Here is a 21434-nt window from a genome sequence, read left to right as displayed (position 1 = left end):
CGAACGATGGCAAAAGGTGTAAAAGAGCTGTCAGGAAAAGAGAAAGCAGCGATCCTCGTTATCTCTTTAGGTCCTGATGTAGCAGCTCAAGTGTACAAGCATTTGAGCGAAGAAGAAATTGAAAGATTGACTCTGCAGATCTCTCAAGTGAGAAAAGTAGATTCAACCTTAAAAGAAGAGATTATCACTCAGTTTCACCAATTGGCGCTTGCGCAAGACTATATTACTCAAGGTGGTATTGGGTACGCCAAAACGGTTCTGGAAAAAGCAGTCGGCAAGGATGAAGCGATGCAGATTATTAACAGGCTTACTTCCACACTGCAAGTTAGACCGTTCGACTTTGCACGCAAAGCTGATCCTGGTCAGATTCTTAATTTTATTCAAAATGAGCATCCGCAGACGATTGCACTTATATTAGCTTACTTAGATTCATCACAGGCAGGGCAGATCTTATCTGAATTGCCGCAGGAAATGCAGGCTGATGTTGCAAAAAGAATCGCACTGATGGACAGGACTTCACCGGAAGTGATCAATGAAGTTGAACAGATCTTGGAGAGAAAGCTGTCAGCTACAGTAACTCAAGACTTCACTCAGGCAGGCGGTGTAGAAGCTGTTGTTGAAGTGCTCAATGGTGTTGACCGCAGTACAGAAAGAACGATACTTGATGCTTTAGAGATTCAAGATCCTGAACTTGCAGAAGAAATTAAGAAGAGAATGTTCGTATTTGAAGACATTGTCACACTCGATAATCGTGCGATTCAGCGCGTAATACGAGAAGTGCAGAACGAAGACTTGCTTCTCGCTCTGCGTGCATCTAGTGAAGAAGTGAAAGAAGTTATGTTTAAAAACATGTCACAGCGTATGGCTGAGAACTTTAAAGAAGAGATGGAATTCATGGGTCCTGTACGTCTGCGTGACGTTGAGGAAGCTCAATCTAGAATTGTTGGAACGATCCGCAGACTTGAAGAAGCAGGAGAACTGGTCATCGCTAGAGGCGGAGGAGATGATGTGATTGTCTAAGGTAATAAAATCTTTTAACAATCGCACGGCTAACAAAAAAGAGATCGAAACTGATGTCGTAATAGGTATCCAGCCTGTTTCTATATTTACTGCTCCATCGAGCAGTCTTATTGAAGAAGATGATGAAGCCAAGATTCAGCGATTAAAAAAAGAGGCAGCTGATCTTCTAGAAAAAGCAGAGAGCGAAGCAGACATAATAAAAGCGGAAGCTGAAATGCTTCTTCAGGAACAACAAAAAAGACTTGCAGCAGAAGAACAAGAATGGCGCTTAAAGATGGAACAAGAACTTGAGATGGCGAAACAAGAAGGCTATGAAAATGGTTTTCAGAATGGTGTAAACCAAGGGCTTGAAGATTGGAAGAAACAATTGGAAGAAGTAAAGCAATTTATTGAAAAGACAAAACAAGACTATTATCAAGTTTTAAGTGAAGCAGAACCACAGATAATTTTATTAGCGATGAAAGCAGCAGAAAAGATTATCGGACAAAAGCTTGAGGAGACACCTCAAACGTGGATATCGATCGTAAAGCAGCTTGTTAAAGAAGCACGTGAGTTTGAAGAGGTAAAATTATATGTTCCGGTTAATTGGTTCGATTTGACTCTCCAACATCGTGATGAATTGAAAAATGTGCTTCAATCCACTGCTTCTCTATTCATCTATCCTGATGAAACATTAAAAGAAAATGGAGCTGTTATTGAATTTCCGTTCGGAAAAATTGATGCCACTCTTGATGTGCAGCTGAAAGAGATAAGAGATAAGCTGCTGGAACAAATTGAGGTGACAGAAAATGAACGTTGATTACCTGCTGGAATCATTGCAATCGCTAGATTCTTTTAAAAGATACGGAAAGGTGATCCGCGTTATCGGTCTGATGATCGAATCTAAAGGACCGAAAACTTCCATTGGCGATGTTTGCTATATTCATACGGCTAATGGCAGAAAGCAAAAAATAAAAGCAGAAGTAGTCGGATTCCAAGAAGAGAATGTGCTGTTAATGCCTTTTACATACGTGAAGGATATTACCGTCGGCTCTCTTGTTGAGGCAACAGACAGACCTTTAGAAATTAAAGTGGGTCAATCATTAATCGGCAAAGTTTTAGACGGGATGGGCGTCCCGCTGGATGGAGCATCTCTTCCTAAAGGATTATTCCGGTATCCTACAGAGAATGAGCCGCCAAATCCGATGGAACGTCCTAGAATTCATGAGAGCATTCAGTTAGGTATACGTTCCATTGACAGTCTTTTGACAGTAGGCAAAGGACAGCGAGTAGGGATTTTTGCTGGAAGCGGTGTAGGAAAAAGTACTTTGCTTGGTATGGTGGCGCGAAATTCTACAGCGGATCTGAACGTGATAGCCCTTATAGGTGAACGAGGCCGCGAAGTTCTGGATTTTATCGAAAGAGATCTCGGTGAAGAAGGGTTAAAACGATCGGTTGTAATCGTTGCTACTTCTGATCAGCCAGCGTTGATGCGAATAAAAGGTGCACAGACAGCTACAGCTATTGCTGAATACTTCAGAGATCAAGGGAAGAATGTCATGCTCATGATGGATTCGGTAACACGTGTAGCCATGGCGCAGCGGGAAATCGGGCTTGCAGTAGGTGAGCCTCCTACAACAAAAGGCTACACACCAAGCGTATTCGCTGTCCTTCCTAAGCTGTTAGAGCGCTCAGGAACAAATAGAAAAGGCACGATTACAGCTTTTTATACAGTGCTTGTAGATGGAGATGACTTTAACGAACCGATTTCTGATACGGTCCGCGGGATATTGGATGGGCACTTTATCTTAGATCGGAACCTTGCAAATAAAGGTCAATTCCCGGCAGTGAATATTTTGAAAAGCATCAGCCGGGTTATGAATGATATCGTATCAAAAGAACATCGGCATGCTGCAGACCGGTTTAGAGAATTACTCTCATCCTATGTTGATGCAGAAGATCTCATTAGCATTGGAGCGTACAAGAGAGGCTCTTCTAAATCAGTCGATGAAGCCATTCAGATCTACCCAAGCATTTTAACATTTTTAAAACAGCAAGTAGATGAGGATGTAAGTTTTGATGAAGCCGTTGGGAGGCTTCTTATGGAATTCGGAAAGGATGATCTGTAATGTCGTTTCAATTTTCAATGGAAAAAGTTCTTTCAGTTAAACAAAAAGAAAAAGAATCCATTGAACTTGAGCTTGGTGAAGCCGTTCAGGCATTCGAGAGTATTGCAGAAGAAATTTATAGTCTATTAAAACGTAAAGAAGATATTGAAAATCTCTCAAATCAGCAGTTCCAGCAAAGAATCGTCGTCAATGATCTTCAAAATACGCAGCGTTTTCTTCTATCTATGTCAAATAAGATTAAAGAATTGCAGCCGGTTCTGCAAAGGGCCAGAGAAAGAATGCAGGTCATCCAGCAAAAACTGCTTCAACAGACGATCGAAGTGAAAAAGTATGAAAAATTAAAAGAAAAACAATTGAATACCTATGAAATGGAACTGACTTGGTATGAAAACAAACAGAATGATGAATTCTCCGTATTGCGCTATGCGAAGTCGTGAAAACAGGTGAGCTTATGAAACAAAATGAAAAATCAAGCAAGTTTGTATGGTTTCTCCTCGTTATTGCTGTTCCGGCAATTTTCGCTGTAACAGTATTTGGAATAGTTCTTTCTTTTATGGGAGTAAACGTGATTGAAGAAGCCAAAAACAGTGGGAAGAAAATTCCGATTGTGAAAAATGTTTTTAACGATGAAGCGCCAGCAGTTTCTGTAAGTCAGAATACTGAAAATCAATGGGAAGGTAAGTTCAAAGAGCAAGAAGAGTACATTAAAATTCTTTCCGCTGACCTTCAAAAGAAAGAAAAAGAAGTCACTGCTCTAAAGAGTGATATTGCTTTGCTGGAAAAACAAGTAGAGGATGCTGAAACGTCTGTTAAAGCAGATGAGGATGAGCAATTAAAAAAATTGTATGAAGCTATGTCAGCAAAAGATGCTGCAGCCGTAATGACTGAGATGAACAATAATGAAGTACTCGGGATTCTCACACTATTACAAGCAGAAACACAAGCTGCCATACTAGCAAAGCTTGATGCGAAAAGAGCTGCAGAGTTAACCGTATTAATGGCAAGTAATTCTCTTTAAAAGGAGGTGAAAAGCATGCAAGTGATGATGGCGCAAGTTTCAGCACCGGTTCAAATGACACAAGGCAGCAAACAAACTAGCAGTACACAAGCTCTTTTTTCGCAGTTTCTGTTAGTTCCAGAACAAATGCCAACCAACACGAGTGACGCGGCAGGCGGTAACTTAGCTGAAATTATTGCGAACCTGTTCTCAAGTATGGAAGAAATAGAGCAATTCTGGAATCCTGAAGCAGCTGAGGATCAAGATGTACAAGCATTGTTGAACGAACTGCCTGCAGAAATAAAAGAAATGATTGAGGCATTGATTAATGAACAGATCAACGATACAGAAAATATTTACACCCCTGCACCTGAGATGAAAATAGCTTTCCTTATACAAGCAATGTTCAATGACCAGCAGCACTTGTTATCACAGCCGCAGAAAAAAGAACTTACTCAGTTGATTGAAAAATGGTTTCCTGCATTAAAGCTGGAAAACAAAGATTCCCTGCCGAAACAAGTTGAGCAAATTTTTAACAACGTAAAAAAGCTGATGAATGAGAGTGGTTCAGCAGATAAAAACAATTTTCACAAAATCATGGAACAGCTTTCCACTGTGAAAAAAGTGCAGACTTTTGCTGAACAAGCATTTCAGAGATACGTACCTGTAAAACAGACAGAACATGTATCAAAAGAGTTTCAAACTGTCCAAAGTCCGTTATCTCCATTAGAACAGTGGACGTTAAAAGTACCTGCTTCTTCGGAAGAAGGACAAAAGCAGCAATTCGTTCGAGAAATACAGCAGATCATTACAAGAGGAAAGCTGATGGTAACTGAAGCTGGTTTTACGAAGATGCAGATTAAGCTGACACCAGAAAATCTGGGCACGATTGAAATTCAGCTGATTCAAAAACATGGTGAGATCGCAGCAAAGATTATAGCATCCTCTCAGGCAGCGAAAGATGTGCTGGATGGCCAGCTTGCTCAGCTGAAACAAGCTTTTGCAGGTCAAAATATTGAGTTCGAAAAGCTTGAAGTTATTTTTCAAAAGGAAGAGCAATCATTTCAATTTCATGATCAGGAAAGACAAAACCATGAAGAGCAGCATCAGCCAAATGATAAAGGAACGGATGACTCCGATAACAGCAATCTTTCATTTGAAGAACAGCTCTCGCAAATGGTTTTAAATGAAGAGGTGTGATGAATAGTGTCGAAAGTATCAGAAAATCTCATGTTATCCAACTACCAGGCTAAGACAAAACAAACAGGATCAAATATTTTAGGGAAAGATGATTTTCTTAAGATTCTTATTACCCAGCTGCAAAACCAAGATCCGACTAGTCCTATGCAGGACCGGGAATTTATCGCTCAGATGGCGAGTTTCTCCTCACTTGAGCAGATGACAAACATGAACCAGACGATGCAGCAATTTCTAACATTCCAGACAGAATCATCACTTCTTCAGCAAAGCCAGATGATTGGGAAGCAAGTGACATTTGAATCGGAAACTGTAGATGAAGAAGGCGAAAAAGTGCTAGAAGAGAAAAAAGGCACTGTTAAAGCTGTATTGTTTGAAAAAGGCTCTGTCATGCTCGAAATGAGTGACGGATCAAAGATAACGAGTTTCCAAGTTATTAAGATTACAGACCCAGCAAAATAAGAGGAGTTGATGCTATGAGCGAACGTATAACCGCTCATCAATTGTACCAGCCAACCCTTTACCCAGCACGAGCTCAACAACAGCAAGTTAGTCAAAATTCGTTCAAGTCACTTTTTGATAAAGAGTTAGATTCATCACTCACGATCAGCAAGCACGCAAAAAAGCGGCTGGAAGACAGGAATATAGAAATAACTGACGTTAACTGGAACAAAATTGGTGAAAAGATAAAAGAAGCGGGCAAAAAAGGCGTAAAAGACTCTCTTGTGATATTGAGAGATGTAACCCTTGTAGTAAATGCGCCAAACCAGACCGTGATCACAGCTTTAGGAAGAAATGAATCCGCATCCCAGATCTTCACAAATATAAATGGTGCCATCGTAATAGACGATTAAACGAGCTGGACCTTTACAGGAGGCTCACAAAAACTGCCGATTGATTGAAGCAGTTTACTAAACCAAGTAAGGGAGATAAAAACAAATGTTACGTTCTATGTACTCAGGAATCAGCGGTATGAAAAATTTTCAGGTAAAGCTTGATGTAATCGGAAACAACATCGCAAACGTAAATACATATGGCTTCAAAAAAGGCCGTACAACGTTTAAAGATCTAGTGAGTCAGCAGATTGCTGGGGCAAGTGCTCCAACTGCAGGCGCAAATGGAAGAGGTGGAGTGAATCCTAAACAAGTAGGATTGGGTTCCCAAATGGCTACAATCGATACAGTTCATACACAAGGAAGCTTACAAACAACAGGACGACCACTTGATTTAGGAATTTCTGGGGATGGTTTTTTTATAGTAAATGATGGAACTAATGACTACGTAACAAGAGCAGGAAACTTTTATTTAGATAAAAGTGGAAACTTAGTTAATTCAGATGGAATGTTTGTGATTGCAGCTGAACCAAATGCAACAAATACTGGGGTTTTAGGAACAGCAGGTAAAATTGCAATTCCAACAGATGCTAAAAGTTTCAGTATCGGACCGGATGGGATGGTGACATATATAGAAGAAGGTACAAGTACACCATTAGTAGCGGGTCAAATTTTATTAGCGAAATTTGCTAATACAGGTGGTTTAGAAAAAGCAGGCGGTAATTTATATAGAGAAACTAGTAACTCTGGAACTATTAAAAATGGAGCTGACTATACAAATGTTGCTCCTCCTGGATCTGCAGGTGCCGGTGAAGTAGTAGCCGGCGCACTCGAAATGTCCAACGTCGACTTATCTGAAGAATTCACTGAAATGATCGTGGCTCAGCGTGGATTCCAGGCGAATACTAGAATTATTACAACATCTGATGAGATCCTTCAAGAACTGGTGAATTTAAAACGCTAATGAAGGGAGGAAGGGTTAAGCATTCAGCTGCTTAGCCCTGAATTCATATGATTTCTTTAACTCAGCTAAATGGTAATACGTTTACTTTAAATGCAATTTATATTGAGCAAGTTCAATCGTTTCCTGATACGACGATTACCTTAACCACAGGGAAAAAATTTGTTGTGAAGGAAAGTGAAGAAATAGTTGCTCAAAAAGTTGCCTCATTTTACAGAGGTATCACATTGCTGCCTCTGAATGGCAATAAAGTGGAGGGTCAATAGATGGGTAAAAATAAAGCGGTAACGATCATGCTTTCCATGGTTGTAGCTATTGGCCTTGTAGGCGCAGCTGGATACTTTGGTTTTCAATACTTCTCACCTAAAACCGAAGCTTCTGAACCAACTGCTGAAGAGCTTGATAAGCTGATGGTCGAAACAGATGAGATCACGACTAATTTGGCTGATAAGTCTTATGTCAAAATCAAGTTTAAGATTCAAGCAGATAATAAGGATGCTAAAAAGGAACTTGAAAAAAGATTGTTCCAAGTTAATAACCTGATCATCTATGAAATTTCAAACAAGATAACAGAAGAACTTTCAGGACAAAAAGGGTTGATCTCACTGGAAAACACCTTGAAAACAGAGATTAATAAAGTGATGCAAGATGGGAAAGTAGTAAGAGTCTACACTACTCAAAAGATCATTCAATAATCATTAAATACGAGCATGAAAAGAGGTGAGACTCTTGGTAGATGTTTTGTCGCAAAACGAAATTGATGCTCTTCTATCCGCCCTTTCTACAGGTGAAATGGATGCAGAAGAGCTGAAAAAGGAAGAGTCAGAGAAAAAAGTAAAAGTTTACGATTTTAAAAGAGCCCTTCGGTTTTCGAAAGAGCAGATTCGAAGTTTAACTCGCTTGCATGAAAATTTCGCAAGATTGTTAACAACGTATTTTTCAGCACAGTTAAGAACATATGTACAAATCGGAGTGGCTTCAGTTGATCAGCTGCCATACGAAGAATTTATCCGGTCGGTTCCAAAGATGACTCTTTTAAATGTGTTTGAAGCTCACCCATTTGAAGGCAGAATTTTGATGGAAGTGAATCCGAATATTGCATATGCAATGCTGGACAGAGTAATGGGCGGCAGCGGTACTGGTATGAATAAGATCGAGAATTTGACGGAAATCGAAACGAGAATTATGAGTCAGCTCTTCGAAAATACGCTTGATAGTTTTAGGGAAGCGTGGACAAGCGTTATTGAATTGGATCCTTTCATGCTTGATCTGGAGGTCAATCCGCAATTTTTACAGATGGTTTCCCCAAACGAAACAGTGGTAGTGATTTCACTGAATACGACGATCGGAGAGACGAGCGGTATGATCAATATTTGTTTGCCGCATGTTGTGATTGAACCGATCATTCCAAAGCTTTCTGTAAGCCATTGGATGCAGAACAAGAAGAAAGTGCGGACTCCCGGTGAATCAGAGTTTATTGAACAAAAATTAAAAAATGCATTTCTTCCTTTTAAAGTTGAATTAGGGTCTTCAGAGATGTCGATCGAGGAATTTCTTCATCTTGCTCCAGGAGACTGCATTGAACTGGACCAGAGGATCGGACAGCCGCTTGTTATTAAAGTGGAAAACAATCCTAAGTTTTATGGTCAGCCTGGAAAGGTGAAGAAAAAGCTAGCTGTACAAATATTAGAAACCATTAAGGAGGATGAGGATCAATGGTAAGTGGAGATATGCTTTCACAAGATGAAATTGATGCTTTGCTGAATGGTGGAAGTCCTTCCTCGTCCGGAACGACAGAAACCGAAGACTACTTATCTACTATTGAACAAGATGCATTAGGTGAAATCGGAAACATCTCATTTGGAAGTGCAGCTACCGCGCTGTCAACACTTTTAAATCAAAAAGTAGAGATAACGACACCTACTGTCAGCGTTGTGAAAAGAACAGAACTAAAAGACGAATTCCCAATTCCGCATGTTGCCGTGCAGGTTACATATACAGAAGGTATTGAAGGCGCAAATCTATTAGTTATTCGCAAGTCGGATGCACAGATCATCGCAGACCTCATGCTTGGCGGTGAAGGGACTAACCCTTCGCCAGATTTTGGAGAACTGCAGTTAAGTGCAGTTGGTGAAGCAATGAACCAGATGATGGGTTCTGCATCTACATCTATGTCAACGATCTTTAATAAAAAGGTAGATATTTCTCCGCCAAAGATTGATTTTCTGGATGTTGAATCGAACACGAGCTTGATACCAGATGAAGAAATTCTAGTGAAAGTTTCGTTCCGTTTAAAAGTAGGAGAATTAATAGATTCTAATATCATGCAATTGATTGATGCTGAGTTTTCAAAGGACCTTGTACACAAATTGATGAATCCTGAACCTACAGCCGAACAGGCACCTGTTGCAGATTATAAGCCTCAAGAGGATAAGCAGCCTGTTAAACAGCCTTCTTTACAGGATCATGAAGAATCTTATGTACAAAGGGAAACGAGACCAGAACCTTCACCATCTTATAAGCCGCAGATGAGAGATGTTTCTGTAAAACCTGCAAGTTTTTCAGATTTCAGCGATTTTGGTTCCAGCCAGACTGAAACGAAGAACCTGGATATGCTTTTAGATATTCCGTTACAAGTAACGGTGGAATTAGGACGCACTAAGAAAACGATTAAGGATATTTTAGAGATGTCAGCCGGATCCATTGTAGAGCTGGATAAGTTAGCAGGAGAACCAGTAGATATCTTTGTGAATCATAAGATGATAGCAAAAGGTGAAGTAGTTGTAATAGATGAGAATTTTGGAGTTCGTGTAACCGAGATTTTAAGTCAGCGTGATCGTTTAGAAAAACTGAAATAAACAATGGAGGTAATTGAAATGGGAGAGCGTATTTTAGTTGTTGATGATGCAGCATTTATGAGAATGATGATTAAAGACATATTAGTGAAAAATGGTTTTGATGTAGTAGGAGAAGCTGCTGATGGAGCTCAAGCTATTGAAAAATTTCAGGATCTGAAACCTGATTTAGTTACAATGGATATCACAATGCCTGAAATGGATGGTATTACAGCATTAAAAGAAATTAAAAAATCACATCCTGATGCAAAAATCATTATGTGTTCTGCTATGGGCCAGCAAGCAATGGTTATTGATGCGATTCAGGCTGGAGCGAAAGATTTCATCGTTAAGCCTTTTGCAGCAGACCGTGTAATTGAAGCTATAAAGAAAACCTTGGGATAAGCAGCATACCGATGTCGAAATGGATTATATGTTTGTTTGCAGCAGTTTGCCTTTCGTTTGTACCTCATAGCGTACAAGCGGAAGGCAGCAGTCAAGGGAAAACCGTATGGGATACAGTAAATGATTCTAAGAAAAACGATAAAAAGAGTGAAAACAATAGTCCAGAAATTAATGAGCCGTCTGAGAATGAAAGTACATTTTTCATGCTCGTTAAACTTATCTTCATGCTTGGGATCGTCCTTGCAATCTTGTTTTTCGTCTTGCGATTTATTCAAAAGAAATCAGTCAGCTTTCAAGATGGTAAGAATCTTCAATCGCTCGGGGGGATCGGGGTCGGTCAAAACCGGTCTGTCCAGCTGATAAAGACAGGGAATTCTGTGCTGGTAGTAGGTGTTGGAGATACCGTTACCTTATTAAAAGAAATAACGAATGAAGAAGAAGTGAAGATGATGCTTGAACAGCGTCCTGCCCAACAAGTAAGTTCAATGGCAATTCAGCTGAAATCAAAATGGTTGAATCGCGAGGAATCATTACATAAGCCAGATGAGGTTTCTAAAGATCAAACGGTGAACTTTAAGAATTTACTGGCTTCGCTAACAAACGAAAGAAAAGAACAGCGTAAAGAAATACAGAAGGCGTTTGAGGAAGGTAAACATCATGAATGAATTTATTCCAGGTCTAGATTTGGATTTTATCAATAATAGCGATCCAGCAAACATGGAAACAACGATTCAGTTGCTGCTGCTCTTAACGGTTCTTTCACTCGCGCCAAGTATTCTTATCCTGATGACTTCTTTTACAAGAATCATAATTGTTCTTTCATTTGTAAGAACTTCACTTGCAACACAGCAGATGCCGCCGAATCAGGTATTAATCGGAATTGCACTTTTTCTTACATTTTTTATCATGGCACCTGTTATGCATGATGTGAATAAAGAAGCCATACAGCCTCTTGTGAAAGGTGAAATAACACAAAAAGAAGCTTTTAATAAAGGAAGTCTTCCTATAAAAGAATTTATGGCAAAACATACAAGGCAGAAGGATTTGATGCTATTTCTGGAATATTCAGGAGCGAAGAAGCCAGAGAGTATTCAGGATATCCCTTTAACAACACTCGTACCTGCGTTTGCGATCAGTGAATTGAAAACGGCTTTTCAGATGGGCTTCATGATTTTTGTGCCGTTTCTGATCATTGATATGGTCGTAGCTTCTGTATTAATGGCGATGGGGATGATGATGCTGCCGCCTGTTATGATTTCACTGCCATTCAAAATATTGTTGTTTGTGCTGGTGGATGGCTGGCATTTAATCGTTAAGTCATTGTTATTAAGCTATTAAAACGGGCAGGTGGAAACATGGATTCTCAATTTGTTATATCTTTAGCAGAAAAAGGAGTATACATAACACTTCTCTTATGTGGACCTTTGCTTGCTTTAGCATTAGTCGTCGGTTTGATCGTCAGTATCTTTCAAGCAACTACACAAATACAAGAACAGACTCTTGCATTTATTCCTAAGATTGTCGCCGTTCTGGTAGGTCTCGTTTTTTTTGGGCCATGGATGTTATCACAAATCCTTGCGTTTACAGCGAATATTTTTCAGAATCTGCATACGTACATAGGTTTATAACATGATAGATTTACTTTCTTTTCCGGCATTTTTATTAATACTAACTAGAGTATCGGCATTTTTTTTAACGATTCCTGTGTTTTCGAATAAAAATTTACCGGTTATGCACAAAATCGGACTTTCTCTTTTCTTATCATGGATCATGCTGTACGCCATCAGTCCAGATCCTGTCCCTATAAACGGTTTCTTTCTTCTTCTTGTCATTAAAGAGGCCATGATAGGGCTATCGATCGGATTTATTGCAGCTGTCGTCTTTTACGCACTTCAAGTAGCAGGAGGATTCATAGATCTGCAGATGGGATTTGCGATGGCAAACGTTTTTGATCCTCAGACAGGCATTCAAACGCCCTTGATGGGGAGATACCTTTATACATTTGCCATGCTCTTTCTGCTGGCGGTAGACGGGCATCATATGCTTTTAGATGGAATCTTTTATAGCTATAACTTTCTTCCGCTGGAATCACCGATCGCCAATTTCGGGAACGGAAGTATGACTAAATTTGTGGTCAGTGTCCTTTCCGGGATGTTTCTAGTAGCACTGCAGATGGCTATACCGATTGTCGGAACGCTGTTTTTAGCGGATTTGGCACTGGGAATCGTGGCAAGGACGGTTCCGCAGATGAACATCTTTGTTATCGGTCTTCCGGTAAAAATATTGATAGCTCTTGTTTTATTTTTAGTTGTTATGCCCGCCTTTTTTGTGTCGATTCAAATGCTGATCGAACAGATGCGAGATACCATGGTTAATTTAATGGAATTGTTAGGGGCTGCTTAGTCAGATGAGATACCAAATGAATTTACAGTATTTTTCACAAGAAAAAACAGAAAAAGCGACCCCGAAAAAGCGTCAGGAAAGCCGGAAAAAAGGACAAGTAGCAAAAAGTGCTGATATTAACGCTGCAATCGTATTATTTGTGTCTGTCATGTTTCTTTCATTCATGGGCGGCTGGATGGGCGAAAGATTAAAGCACCTCTTCACACATAGCCTGGACAAAAATCTTTTATATGACGTAACAGAAACAAGTATCCCAAAGCTGTTTTGGGAATTGTCGATCGAAGTTGCAATCATTCTGGCTCCGGTAATGATAGCGGCAATGGCGGCTGGTGTCATTGGAAACTACCTGCAGGTTGGATTCTTACTTTCAACCGAAGCGATTCAGATGAAACTCGAACGCATCAACCCCTTGTCAGGTTTTAAAAGGATTTATTCGGTGCGTGCGCTTGTTGAACTGTCAAAATCATTATTGAAGATTTTGCTGATTGGCGGTGTGACCTTTTTCGTCTTATGGATGGAGCGGGATGTTTACTTAAGAATGTCACTTGTAAGTATTGAAGCCTCACTTCCTGTTTTTGGCGGACTGGCCATTAAGATGGGATTTGCTGCTTCGCTCGTTTTACTGTTTCTTGCGTTTCTCGATTATATGTATCAAAAATACGACTTTGAGAAAAACATTCGAATGTCTAAACAAGATATAAAGGATGAATACAAAAAGTCTGAAGGTGACCCGAAAATCAAAGGAAAGATTAAGGAAAAACAAAGGCAGATGGGAATGAGGCGGATGATGCAGGAAGTACCAAAAGCAGATGTGATCATCACGAACCCTACTCATTACGCAATTTGCTTAAAATATGATGATTCTGGAATGGATGCACCTGTCGTTGTAGCAAAAGGTGTTGACTTGATCGCACAAAGAATTAAAGAAATCGGCAAAGAACATAATGTCGTGACAATTGAAAATAAACCTTTAGCTAGAACGCTTTATGCCAGGGTCGACATCGGGCACGTGATACCAGAGGATCTGTTTAAAGCCGTTGCAGAGATTTTAGCCTTTGTTTATCGCATCAAGAAAAAAGTGTAAGGAATGAATAGGAGAGTATACAGATGAAAGCTAGAGACATAAGTGTATTAGCGGGTGTAATCTTAATTATCGCCATGCTGGTCATACCAATGCCGACTTTTATGTTGGACTTCTTTATCATAGTAAATATTTCTCTGGCACTTTTAATTATATTGATTGCCATGAATACAACACAGCCTCTCCAGTTCTCTATATTCCCGTCATTACTTTTATTGGTGACACTTTTCAGGCTAGGGCTGAATGTTTCAACAACAAGAAGCATCTTATCTAAAGGAGATGCCGGAAATGTTGTTCATACCTTTGGAGAATTTGTCGTCGGAGGAAATATTCTCGTAGGTATAGTCGTATTTTTCATACTTATAATCATTCAATTTATCGTTATTACGAAAGGATCGGAACGTGTATCCGAAGTGGCAGCAAGATTCACACTTGATGCCATGCCTGGTAAACAAATGAGTATTGATGCTGATTTAAATGCCGGTATGATATCAGATCGGGAAGCGAAAGAAAGACGCGAAACGATAGAGCGCGAAGCGGATTTTTATGGAGCAATGGACGGTGCAAGCAAGTTTGTAAAAGGAGATGCGATTGCTGGTATTATCATCGTTCTGATTAACATGCTCTTTGGAATTATTATTGGAATGGTTCAAATGGGTCTAGGCTTTGGTGAGAGTGCGGAGATGTTTACCCGTATGACTGTTGGTGACGGATTAGTGTCGCAAATACCAGCACTTATCATATCTACTGCCACAGGTATTATCGTTACACGCGCAGCATCAGAAGGAAATCTTGGTTTCGATATCAGCAAACAGCTTCTGGCTTATCCAATCATGCTTTTTGTAGCTGGCGGAACGATCATAATGCTTGGACTTTTCACACCAATCAATGATTTTTTCACCATTACTATCGGAGGATTGCTGTCAGTTGGAGGATATTTACTCTTAAAAGCAGAGCGGGAACAAAAAGAAAAAGAAGAAGTTGTGGAAGAAGATATTCAGACAGAACAGCTTAAGAGTCCAGAGTCCGTCGTTAATCTTCTGCAGATCGACCCGATCGAGTTTGAATTCGGGTACAGTTTAATACCGCTCGCTGATACGTCTCAAGGCGGTGACTTGTTAGACAGGATCGTGATGATCAGAAGACAGCTCGCGCTGGAACTCGGAATGATCGTACCGGTTGTCAGAATCAGAGACAACATCCAGCTTCAGCCGAATGAATACAGAATAAAAATTAAAGGCAGCCAAGTCGCAAAAGGTGAGCTGCTGCTTGACCATTATCTTGCGATGAGCCCAGGTATCGATGATGAAGAAATCACAGGAATTGAAACTGTAGAACCTGCTTTCGGCCTCCCAGCTATCTGGATTGGTGAGGAAATGAAAGAAAGGGCAGAATTCTCGGGCTATACAGTTGTTGATCCGCCATCTGTGGTGTCTACTCATTTAACTGAAATCATTAAGAAGCATGCACATGAACTAATTGGAAGACAGGAAACGAAACAGCTTGTAGAACATCTAAAAGAATCCTATCCGGCGATCGTGGAAGAAGTTACTCCAGATGCACTGACGATCGGAGAAATTCAAAAAGTTTTGTCCAAATTGCTTAAAGAGCGCATCTCAATACGCAACCTAGCCATAATTTTTGAGACTTTAGCGGATTTTGCCAAGATGACTAAAGACACAGATCTTCTAACGGAGTATGTCAGACAAGGATTATCCCGGCAAATTTCTAAAAGCTATGTAGCAGAAAACGAACCGTTGCATGTTATTACGCTTGGGGGATCAGTTGAAAAAAAGATAGCAGATTCTGTTCAGCAAACCGAGCACGGCAATTATCTGTCACTCGATCCGCATGATTCACAATCAATCTTTGACAGCATCACAAGGGAATTAGAATCTGGAAGAAGCTTTGATCAGTCGATCGTCATTTTGTGTTCTCCAGCGGTAAGGATGTATGTCCGCCAGCTGATCGAACGCTACCTCCCGGATGTAGCAGTATTGTCATATAACGAATTAGAGCCTGAACTTGAGGTCAAAAGTGTTGGGGTGGTGAATATTTAATGAAGGTTAAAAAGTATACAGCAAACAGCTTGCCAGAAGCTATGAAACTAGTAAGAGCAGATCTTGGAAGCGGCGCAGTCATATTAAATACAAGGGAAGTCCAGGCTGGAGGGTTCCTTGGATTTTTTACAAAAAAGAATATCGAGATTTTTGCAGGCTTAGATCAAGACATAGATTTCCATGCTCCAAAAAAGCCAGCCGCAATAAGTATTGAACCTGTTCAAACTTCCGTTAAAGATGAAGAACTTACAGAGGAAATTCGTCAGCTGAAAAAAATGGTTCACAACATGACTGTTCAGAACAAGAATAGTGAGCCATTACCCGAATTCGCTGAAGAATGGCGATCTTTTCTCCAGCTTCAAGAACTTGACACGAGTATTTCAGAAGACCTTATAACCCAATTAACCAGCAAATATCGTTCGTTTGAATCAGATGAAGCACTAGGTTATGACTGGAATAAATGGATGACAGACTGGCTCAGTTCGCGTATGAAAAAAAGTGATTTTGGCGGTTTTCATTATGAAACGAAATTTCTAAATTTGATAGGACCTACAGGTGTTGGTAAAACGACCACAATCGCTAAAATTGGGGCAAAAGCGGTTCTGAAGGACGGCAAAAAAGTTGCTTTTATAACAACTGATACATATAGAATTGCAGCGATTGAGCAGCTGAAAACGTATGCTGAAATCTTAAACATTCCTTGTGAAGTAGCTTATACAGCTGATGACTTTAAAAAAGCAAAAGAAAAATTTAATGATTATGATTTAGTACTTGTTGATTCAGCAGGAAGAAATTTCTTAAACCGTTTTTATATCGAAGAGCTTCAAAGAATCGTTCATTTTGATAAAGATATGAAAAATTATCTCGTATTGTCGCTTACTTCAAAATATAAAGACATGGAAACAATATACAGTCAGTTTAAGAGTCTTCCTGTTCATAAAGTGATTTTTACAAAAAAAGATGAAACGACAACATTTGGTGCTATTTTAAATCTTTCCATCAATCATGGCGTTCCAATCGGCTATATAACAAACGGACAAAATGTGCCAGATGATATGTTTGAGGCAGACGCAGAAGAACTGGTCGAGATGCTATTAAAGGAAAAGCTGAAACATGATTGATCAAGCCGAGAGTCTTAGAAAGCAGTTAATGGTATCATCCGCTGAAAGCGCAAGGGTTATATCTGTTGTAAGCGGAAAAGGCGGAGTGGGCAAAACAAATATCACGGTGAACCTGGCTCTCTCCCTTATAAAAATGGGGAAAAGAGTACTCGTTATGGATCTCGATGTTGGAATGGGCAATGTGGATTTAATTTTAGGGAGAAGAGCTCCTAAGCATATTATGGATATGCTTCAAAATCAATTGTCAGTTTGGGAGATCATAGAAGAAGGCAAAGAAGGTTTGCATACGATTGCCGGGGGCAGGAATTTTGGTTCGCTTGCCCATATAACAGATGAAATGCTGGATCATTTTCTTAGTCAGCTTGAAGAACTTGAAACATTCTACGACTTTATCTTTCTTGATATGGGAGCCGGGGCTACTGAATCTGGATTGAAGTTTATTCTGTCCAGCCATGAAATACTAGTGATTGCGACGCCTGAAATCACATCTATTACAGATGCATACTCGATGATGAAGTTCATTCATGCGAAGGATAGTTCTCTTCCATTCTATCTGGCGGTTAACCGCTGTGAAAATGAGGATGAAGGGCGAGAAACTTTTCATAGATTAATGAATGTATGCAAGCAATTCTTAAATAAAGAACTTATGCATTTAGGAATGATCCCGTTAGACCAATCAGTGCTGGAATCGGTAAAGAAACAAGTTCCATTCACCTTAAATAAGCCGGCTTCTCAAGCATCACGTGCAGTTGCTGATCTAGCAAGAACTTATACAGGAGCAGCACAGCAGCAAAAAGCATCCTATAAATCATTTATCAGCAGGTTAAAGTCATTATTTAGTGAGAGGTAGATGCTAAAGTGAAACAAATTTCGGTTCTTGTAGTTGATGATTCTGCGTTTATGAGAAAGCTGATCAAAGAATTTTTATCAGAAGACCCGAGGATAAACGTTTTAGATACAGCGAGAAATGGTCAAGAGGCCATTGATAAAATCAAAAAACTAGAGCCTGATGTTGTGACGATGGATGTGGAAATGCCTGTCTTAAATGGGATAGAAGCAGTGAAAATAATTATGAAACAGCATCCTGTACCGATTATTATGCTTTCAAGTACAACAAAAGAGGGCGCTGAAAATACGATTTTAGCAATGGAAGCTGGTGCAATAGATTTTATTGCAAAACCTTCTGGAGCAATCTCACTGGATCTTCACAAAGTAAAGGCTGCATTAATTGAAAAGGTCATTACATCGTCACAAGCTAAGCTCAAACCAGTAATACAAGCGCGTATACCAAATAAGAATAGAACGAAACAGCGCATAGAAATGAAAGAGAAAAACAATCTTTCTAATCTTGTATTAATAGGAACTTCCACTGGCGGACCACGTGCATTGCAGGAAGTGATTTCTAGTCTACCGGCACATATTGATGCACCAATAATTGTTGTTCAGCATATGCCGCCGGGCTTTACACAGTCGTTAGCCAACAGGCTTGATACACTTTCTGAAGTGAAGGTGAAAGAAGCGGAACAAAATGAATCTATAAAAAAGGGAACCGTTTATATCGCACCTGGAGGGTACCATGTACGCCTGCAGGAAAAGCTGGGACAAGCATATCTCACCATCGATCAGGAACCCCCGGTAGGCGGGCACAGACCAGCTGTTAACGTGCTGTTTGAAAGCGCTGCAAAACTAAAAAACTACCATAAAGTAGCAGTCATTATGACAGGTATGGGATCTGACGGCACGCTTGGTATCGAAGAGTTAAAGAATTCGGGTCAGACAACGGTCATAGCTGAAGCGGAGGAATCGTGCATTGTATACGGAATGCCGAAAGCAGCTGTGCTGAGTAAAAAAGTAGATGAAGTCGTACATCTAGATTCAATTGCCCGTGCTATTCAGAACAATTTGTAAAATGGGAGGGTTTTAACAATGGAAATGACTCAATATCTAGACATATTTATAGAGGAAAGCAAAGAACACCTTCAAGCTATTAATCAGCAGGTGCTTCTGCTTGAAAAATCACCTGAAGAATTATCAATCGTTAATGAAATTTTTCGTTCTGCACATACGCTAAAAGGGATGTCGGCAACGATGGGTTATGAAGACCTGGCAAACTTAACACATTGCATGGAAAATGTGCTTGATGCCATCCGCAACAAAAAAATTATAGTGACTACACAAGTACTTGATGTACTGTTCACATCACTTGATCACTTAGAAGCAATGGTAGTTGAGATTTCAGAAGGGGGCAGCGGAAAGCGTGATGTCTCTGAAACCGTCAGGGATCTGGAAGCTCTTGAAAAAGGTGAAATAACAATGTCTGCGGCTCATCAAGATGATAAACCTGCTGCTTTGTCTCAGTCATTTGATCAATACGAAAAACAGATCATCTTACAATCAAAAGAACAAGGCTTTCACGCATACGAACTTTCTATCAGTCTTCGCAAGGACTGTATTTTAAAGGCAGCCAGAGTTTATATGGTATTTGAAGTGATAGAGCAAATCGGTGAGATTATAAAATCCATCCCATCTGTAGACATGCTTGAAGCAGAACAGTTTGAATCAGACTTCAAACTCTCAATTCTTACTAAAGAAAATGGAGAAGAATTAAAACAGCGGATTTTGAAAGTTTCTGAAGTTGCGGAAGTGGTTGTTTCAGAGATAAATACGGAAAGGCTTAACGACTCCGTACTTACTGAAAGTGATCATTCCTCAGAAAAACTTAACGCTGCACCAGAAGCAAAAAAAGACGACGCTTCAGCCACCAGTGCTGGCGGTTCAGCTGCTGGAAAAACAATCAGGGTTAATATTGAAAGACTTGATCAATTAATGAACCTTTTTGAAGAATTAGTTATCGACCGCGGACGCCTTGAAGAAATTTCTAAAATGCTGAAAAGTACAGAACTTAATGAAACTGTAGAACGGATGTCTCGTGTTTCAGGGGACTTGCAAAATATTATCCTTACAATGCGCATGGTGCCAGTTGAACAAGTATTTAATAGATTTCCACGCATGGTTCGCGGTCTTGCAAAAGACTTGGGCAAAAACGTAAACCTGGAGATTGTTGGTGCAGAAACAGAATTAGACCGTACTGTGATAGATGAAATCGGTGATCCTCTCGTACATTTACTGCGTAATTCTATAGACCATGGCATTGAGAAGCCATCAGTTCGAAGCGCATCAGGAAAAAGTGAAACAGGAACGATCTACTTAAGGGCTTATCATAGCGGTAACCACGTCTTTATTGAGATTGAAGATGATGGAGCAGGTATCAATCGTCAAAAAGTATTAGAAAAAGCTTTAGAAAATGGAATTATCACAAAAGAAATGTCTGAAAATTTGAGCGATAAACAGTGTTTTGAATTATTGTTCGCTTCAGGCTTTTCAACAGCAGAAGTTATTTCTGACATTTCTGGGCGCGGAGTAGGACTGGATGTTGTTAAGAACAAGATCGAGTCATTAGGAGGTTCGATCTCTGTAGATTCAACAGCAGGGTTTGGTACGATTTTTTCCATTCAGCTTCCTTTAACACTATCGATCATGTCGGTCATGCTTGTTGAAGTTCAAAAAGAAAAATATGCTATTCCGCTTTCTTCTATTATCGAGACGGCAATTATTAAAAAGGATGAGGTATTATCTGCCCATAATCAAAAGGTAATGGATTTCCGCGGAAGAGTTGTACCTTTAGTATTTATGAAAGAAATATTCGAAGTGCCATCTGCAATGGAAGCGAGTGAGTATGTTCCGGTAGTTGTAGTGAGAAAAGGGGATAAAATGGCAGCTCTTGTTGTTGATTCGTTCATTGGACAGCAAGAGATCGTTCTCAAATCTCTCGGTCAATACCTGTCATCGGTGTTCGCTATATCTGGTGCAACCATACTGGGTGATGGACAAGTAGCATTAATTCTAGATTGCAATGCACTAATCAAATAATTAGGTGGGTGTCCAAATATGTTAAACGAGCAAAAAGTAATCATATTTCAATTAAAAGATGAAGAATATGCTGTACCTGTTCAAGAAGTAAAGTCCATTGAAAGAATGCAGCATATTACAAGGATTCCAAGGACAGTTTCTTTTGTAAAAGGAGTCATCAATTTACGGGGTGTAGTAACTCCTATCATTGATTTACGTTCACGCTTTGACATAGAGGAAACCGGTTATACCGACAGAACACGAATTATCATCGTATCAGTGGGTACTATTGAAGCTGGACTTATCGTAGATTCTGCAAATGACGTTATAGATCTTGAAGCTGATTCAATAGAACCTCCTCCCGAAGTTGTTGGAGGGGTAGATGCTGAATATATACAAGGAGTTGCCAAGATAGAGAAACGTCTTCTTATCTTATTGAATCTAACTAAAGTGTTAAATCCCGAAAAGCTTGCTGTGCTTCAACCTTTAGAAAGCGGAAAGTAAT

Annotated in this window: 25 protein-coding genes; all 25 read left to right on the top strand. The window is 39.8% G+C overall.

The window, feature by feature from the left end:
• Nucleotides 1-6: 6 nt before the first annotated feature.
• The 25 genes from fliG (at nt 7) to UN64_RS07265 (ending at nt 21433) form a co-directional block, all read left to right on the top strand.
• Nucleotides 7-1020 (top strand): flagellar motor switch protein FliG, encoded by a 1014-nt coding sequence (fliG, locus tag UN64_RS07385; RefSeq protein ID WP_066289406.1) that lies wholly within the window; start codon nt 7-9, stop codon nt 1018-1020.
• Entirely contained in the window at nt 1013-1819 is an 807-nt protein-coding gene (gene fliH, locus UN64_RS07380; RefSeq protein ID WP_077361302.1) for a flagellar assembly protein FliH, read from the top strand. The genes fliG and fliH overlap by 8 nt, the downstream gene beginning before the upstream one ends.
• The gene (gene fliI / locus UN64_RS07375; protein ID WP_077361300.1) at nt 1809-3128 is read left to right on the top strand and encodes a flagellar protein export ATPase FliI; all 1320 of its coding nucleotides are present in this window, start codon (nt 1809-1811) and stop codon (nt 3126-3128) included. Before fliH ends, fliI begins: the two co-directional genes overlap by 11 nt.
• Nucleotides 3128-3565, top strand: coding sequence for a flagellar export protein FliJ (fliJ, locus tag UN64_RS07370; protein WP_077361298.1), 438 nt, complete (start codon nt 3128-3130; stop codon nt 3563-3565). The genes fliI and fliJ overlap by 1 nt, the downstream gene beginning before the upstream one ends.
• A gap of 14 nt (nt 3566-3579) precedes the next feature.
• Nucleotides 3580-4146 (top strand): MotE family protein, encoded by a 567-nt coding sequence (locus tag UN64_RS07365; RefSeq protein WP_077361296.1) that lies wholly within the window; start codon nt 3580-3582, stop codon nt 4144-4146.
• A 15-nt stretch (nt 4147-4161) separates the two neighbouring features.
• On the top strand, nt 4162-5325 hold the full coding sequence (locus tag UN64_RS07360; RefSeq protein ID WP_077361294.1) for a flagellar hook-length control protein FliK: 1164 nt from the start codon (nt 4162-4164) through the stop codon (nt 5323-5325).
• Between the two features lie 6 nt (nt 5326-5331).
• Nucleotides 5332-5784 carry a flagellar hook assembly protein FlgD gene (flgD, locus tag UN64_RS07355; RefSeq protein WP_245801986.1) on the top strand — a complete coding sequence of 151 codons (453 nt, stop codon included), beginning with the start codon at nt 5332-5334 and terminating at the stop codon, nt 5782-5784.
• Nucleotides 5785-5798: 14 nt separating this feature from the next.
• On the top strand, nt 5799-6176 hold the full coding sequence (locus UN64_RS07350) for a TIGR02530 family flagellar biosynthesis protein (protein ID WP_077361290.1): 378 nt from the start codon (nt 5799-5801) through the stop codon (nt 6174-6176).
• A gap of 85 nt (nt 6177-6261) precedes the next feature.
• Nucleotides 6262-7119, top strand: a complete 858-nt coding sequence (flgG, locus tag UN64_RS07345; RefSeq protein WP_077361288.1) for a flagellar basal body rod protein FlgG — start codon at nt 6262-6264, stop codon at nt 7117-7119.
• A 47-nt stretch (nt 7120-7166) separates the two neighbouring features.
• Nucleotides 7167-7382 (top strand): flagellar FlbD family protein, encoded by a 216-nt coding sequence (locus tag UN64_RS07340; RefSeq protein WP_077361286.1) that lies wholly within the window; start codon nt 7167-7169, stop codon nt 7380-7382.
• Entirely contained in the window at nt 7383-7811 is a 429-nt protein-coding gene (gene fliL / locus UN64_RS07335) for a flagellar basal body-associated protein FliL (protein WP_077361284.1), read from the top strand.
• A gap of 34 nt (nt 7812-7845) precedes the next feature.
• A complete protein-coding gene (fliM, locus tag UN64_RS07330; RefSeq protein ID WP_077361282.1) occupies nt 7846-8838 on the top strand; it encodes a flagellar motor switch protein FliM in 993 nt (330 codons plus the stop codon).
• Nucleotides 8832-9974: a flagellar motor switch phosphatase FliY gene (gene fliY, locus UN64_RS07325; protein WP_077361280.1), complete on the top strand. Its 1143-nt coding sequence runs from the start codon at nt 8832-8834 to the stop codon at nt 9972-9974. Before fliM ends, fliY begins: the two co-directional genes overlap by 7 nt.
• A gap of 18 nt (nt 9975-9992) precedes the next feature.
• The gene (locus UN64_RS07320) at nt 9993-10355 is read left to right on the top strand and encodes a response regulator (protein WP_077361278.1); all 363 of its coding nucleotides are present in this window, start codon (nt 9993-9995) and stop codon (nt 10353-10355) included.
• Between the two features lie 11 nt (nt 10356-10366).
• Complete coding sequence (locus UN64_RS07315; RefSeq protein ID WP_077361276.1) at nt 10367-11020, top strand: flagellar biosynthetic protein FliO; 654 nt, start codon at nt 10367-10369, stop codon at nt 11018-11020.
• Entirely contained in the window at nt 11013-11693 is a 681-nt protein-coding gene (fliP, locus tag UN64_RS07310) for a flagellar type III secretion system pore protein FliP (protein WP_077361274.1), read from the top strand. The genes UN64_RS07315 and fliP overlap by 8 nt, the downstream gene beginning before the upstream one ends.
• A gap of 17 nt (nt 11694-11710) precedes the next feature.
• Nucleotides 11711-11983, top strand: a complete 273-nt coding sequence (gene fliQ, locus UN64_RS07305; RefSeq protein WP_066289449.1) for a flagellar biosynthesis protein FliQ — start codon at nt 11711-11713, stop codon at nt 11981-11983.
• Between the two features lies 1 nt (nt 11984).
• Entirely contained in the window at nt 11985-12758 is a 774-nt protein-coding gene (fliR, locus tag UN64_RS07300) for a flagellar biosynthetic protein FliR (protein ID WP_077361272.1), read from the top strand.
• 4 nt (nt 12759-12762) lie between these two features.
• Nucleotides 12763-13842, top strand: a complete 1080-nt coding sequence (gene flhB, locus UN64_RS07295; protein ID WP_077361270.1) for a flagellar biosynthesis protein FlhB — start codon at nt 12763-12765, stop codon at nt 13840-13842.
• Nucleotides 13843-13865: 23 nt separating this feature from the next.
• Nucleotides 13866-15899: a flagellar biosynthesis protein FlhA gene (flhA, locus tag UN64_RS07290; protein ID WP_077361268.1), complete on the top strand. Its 2034-nt coding sequence runs from the start codon at nt 13866-13868 to the stop codon at nt 15897-15899.
• Nucleotides 15899-17020, top strand: a complete 1122-nt coding sequence (gene flhF, locus UN64_RS07285; RefSeq protein WP_077361266.1) for a flagellar biosynthesis GTPase FlhF — start codon at nt 15899-15901, stop codon at nt 17018-17020. Before flhA ends, flhF begins: the two co-directional genes overlap by 1 nt.
• Entirely contained in the window at nt 17013-17870 is an 858-nt protein-coding gene (locus UN64_RS07280) for a MinD/ParA family protein (RefSeq protein WP_077361264.1), read from the top strand. The genes flhF and UN64_RS07280 overlap by 8 nt, the downstream gene beginning before the upstream one ends.
• A gap of 8 nt (nt 17871-17878) precedes the next feature.
• Nucleotides 17879-18928 carry a protein-glutamate methylesterase/protein-glutamine glutaminase gene (locus UN64_RS07275; protein WP_077361262.1) on the top strand — a complete coding sequence of 350 codons (1050 nt, stop codon included), beginning with the start codon at nt 17879-17881 and terminating at the stop codon, nt 18926-18928.
• An 18-nt stretch (nt 18929-18946) separates the two neighbouring features.
• Nucleotides 18947-20950 (top strand): chemotaxis protein CheA, encoded by a 2004-nt coding sequence (locus UN64_RS07270; protein ID WP_077361260.1) that lies wholly within the window; start codon nt 18947-18949, stop codon nt 20948-20950.
• An 18-nt stretch (nt 20951-20968) separates the two neighbouring features.
• Nucleotides 20969-21433, top strand: coding sequence for a chemotaxis protein CheW (locus tag UN64_RS07265; RefSeq protein ID WP_077361258.1), 465 nt, complete (start codon nt 20969-20971; stop codon nt 21431-21433).
• The last annotated feature ends 1 nt before the right edge of the window (nt 21434 follow it).

It is taken from the genome of Fictibacillus arsenicus, from assembly GCF_001999465.1.
In the GTDB taxonomy this organism is placed as follows: Bacteria; Bacillota; Bacilli; order Bacillales; family Fictibacillaceae; genus Fictibacillus; species Fictibacillus arsenicus.
This window is presented reverse-complemented; position numbering and strand designations above follow the sequence as displayed.

Excerpts from the sequence above, each read along its gene's own strand:
- UN64_RS07315 (WP_077361276.1), top strand. The coding sequence starts at position 10,367 with ATGTCGAAATGGATTATATGTTTGTTTGCAGCAGTTTGCCTTTCGTTT.
- flhF (WP_077361266.1), top strand. The coding sequence starts at position 15,899 with ATGAAGGTTAAAAAGTATACAGCAAACAGCTTGCCAGAAGCTATGAAA.
- fliG (WP_066289406.1), top strand. The coding sequence starts at position 7 with ATGGCAAAAGGTGTAAAAGAGCTGTCAGGAAAAGAGAAAGCAGCGATC.
- fliY (WP_077361280.1), top strand. The coding sequence starts at position 8,832 with ATGGTAAGTGGAGATATGCTTTCACAAGATGAAATTGATGCTTTGCTG.
- fliI (WP_077361300.1), top strand. The coding sequence starts at position 1,809 with ATGAACGTTGATTACCTGCTGGAATCATTGCAATCGCTAGATTCTTTT.
- flhB (WP_077361270.1), top strand. The coding sequence starts at position 12,763 with ATGAGATACCAAATGAATTTACAGTATTTTTCACAAGAAAAAACAGAA.
- UN64_RS07270 (WP_077361260.1), top strand. The coding sequence starts at position 18,947 with ATGGAAATGACTCAATATCTAGACATATTTATAGAGGAAAGCAAAGAA.
- fliR (WP_077361272.1), top strand. The coding sequence starts at position 11,985 with ATGATAGATTTACTTTCTTTTCCGGCATTTTTATTAATACTAACTAGA.
- fliJ (WP_077361298.1), top strand. The coding sequence starts at position 3,128 with ATGTCGTTTCAATTTTCAATGGAAAAAGTTCTTTCAGTTAAACAAAAA.
- fliP (WP_077361274.1), top strand. The coding sequence starts at position 11,013 with ATGAATGAATTTATTCCAGGTCTAGATTTGGATTTTATCAATAATAGC.
- fliQ (WP_066289449.1), top strand. The coding sequence starts at position 11,711 with ATGGATTCTCAATTTGTTATATCTTTAGCAGAAAAAGGAGTATACATA.
- UN64_RS07350 (WP_077361290.1), top strand. The coding sequence starts at position 5,799 with ATGAGCGAACGTATAACCGCTCATCAATTGTACCAGCCAACCCTTTAC.
- UN64_RS07340 (WP_077361286.1), top strand. The coding sequence starts at position 7,167 with ATGATTTCTTTAACTCAGCTAAATGGTAATACGTTTACTTTAAATGCA.
- UN64_RS07360 (WP_077361294.1), top strand. The coding sequence starts at position 4,162 with ATGCAAGTGATGATGGCGCAAGTTTCAGCACCGGTTCAAATGACACAA.
- flgG (WP_077361288.1), top strand. The coding sequence starts at position 6,262 with ATGTTACGTTCTATGTACTCAGGAATCAGCGGTATGAAAAATTTTCAG.
- UN64_RS07265 (WP_077361258.1), top strand. The coding sequence starts at position 20,969 with ATGTTAAACGAGCAAAAAGTAATCATATTTCAATTAAAAGATGAAGAA.
- UN64_RS07280 (WP_077361264.1), top strand. The coding sequence starts at position 17,013 with ATGATTGATCAAGCCGAGAGTCTTAGAAAGCAGTTAATGGTATCATCC.
- fliL (WP_077361284.1), top strand. The coding sequence starts at position 7,383 with ATGGGTAAAAATAAAGCGGTAACGATCATGCTTTCCATGGTTGTAGCT.
- flhA (WP_077361268.1), top strand. The coding sequence starts at position 13,866 with ATGAAAGCTAGAGACATAAGTGTATTAGCGGGTGTAATCTTAATTATC.
- UN64_RS07365 (WP_077361296.1), top strand. The coding sequence starts at position 3,580 with ATGAAACAAAATGAAAAATCAAGCAAGTTTGTATGGTTTCTCCTCGTT.
- UN64_RS07320 (WP_077361278.1), top strand. The coding sequence starts at position 9,993 with ATGGGAGAGCGTATTTTAGTTGTTGATGATGCAGCATTTATGAGAATG.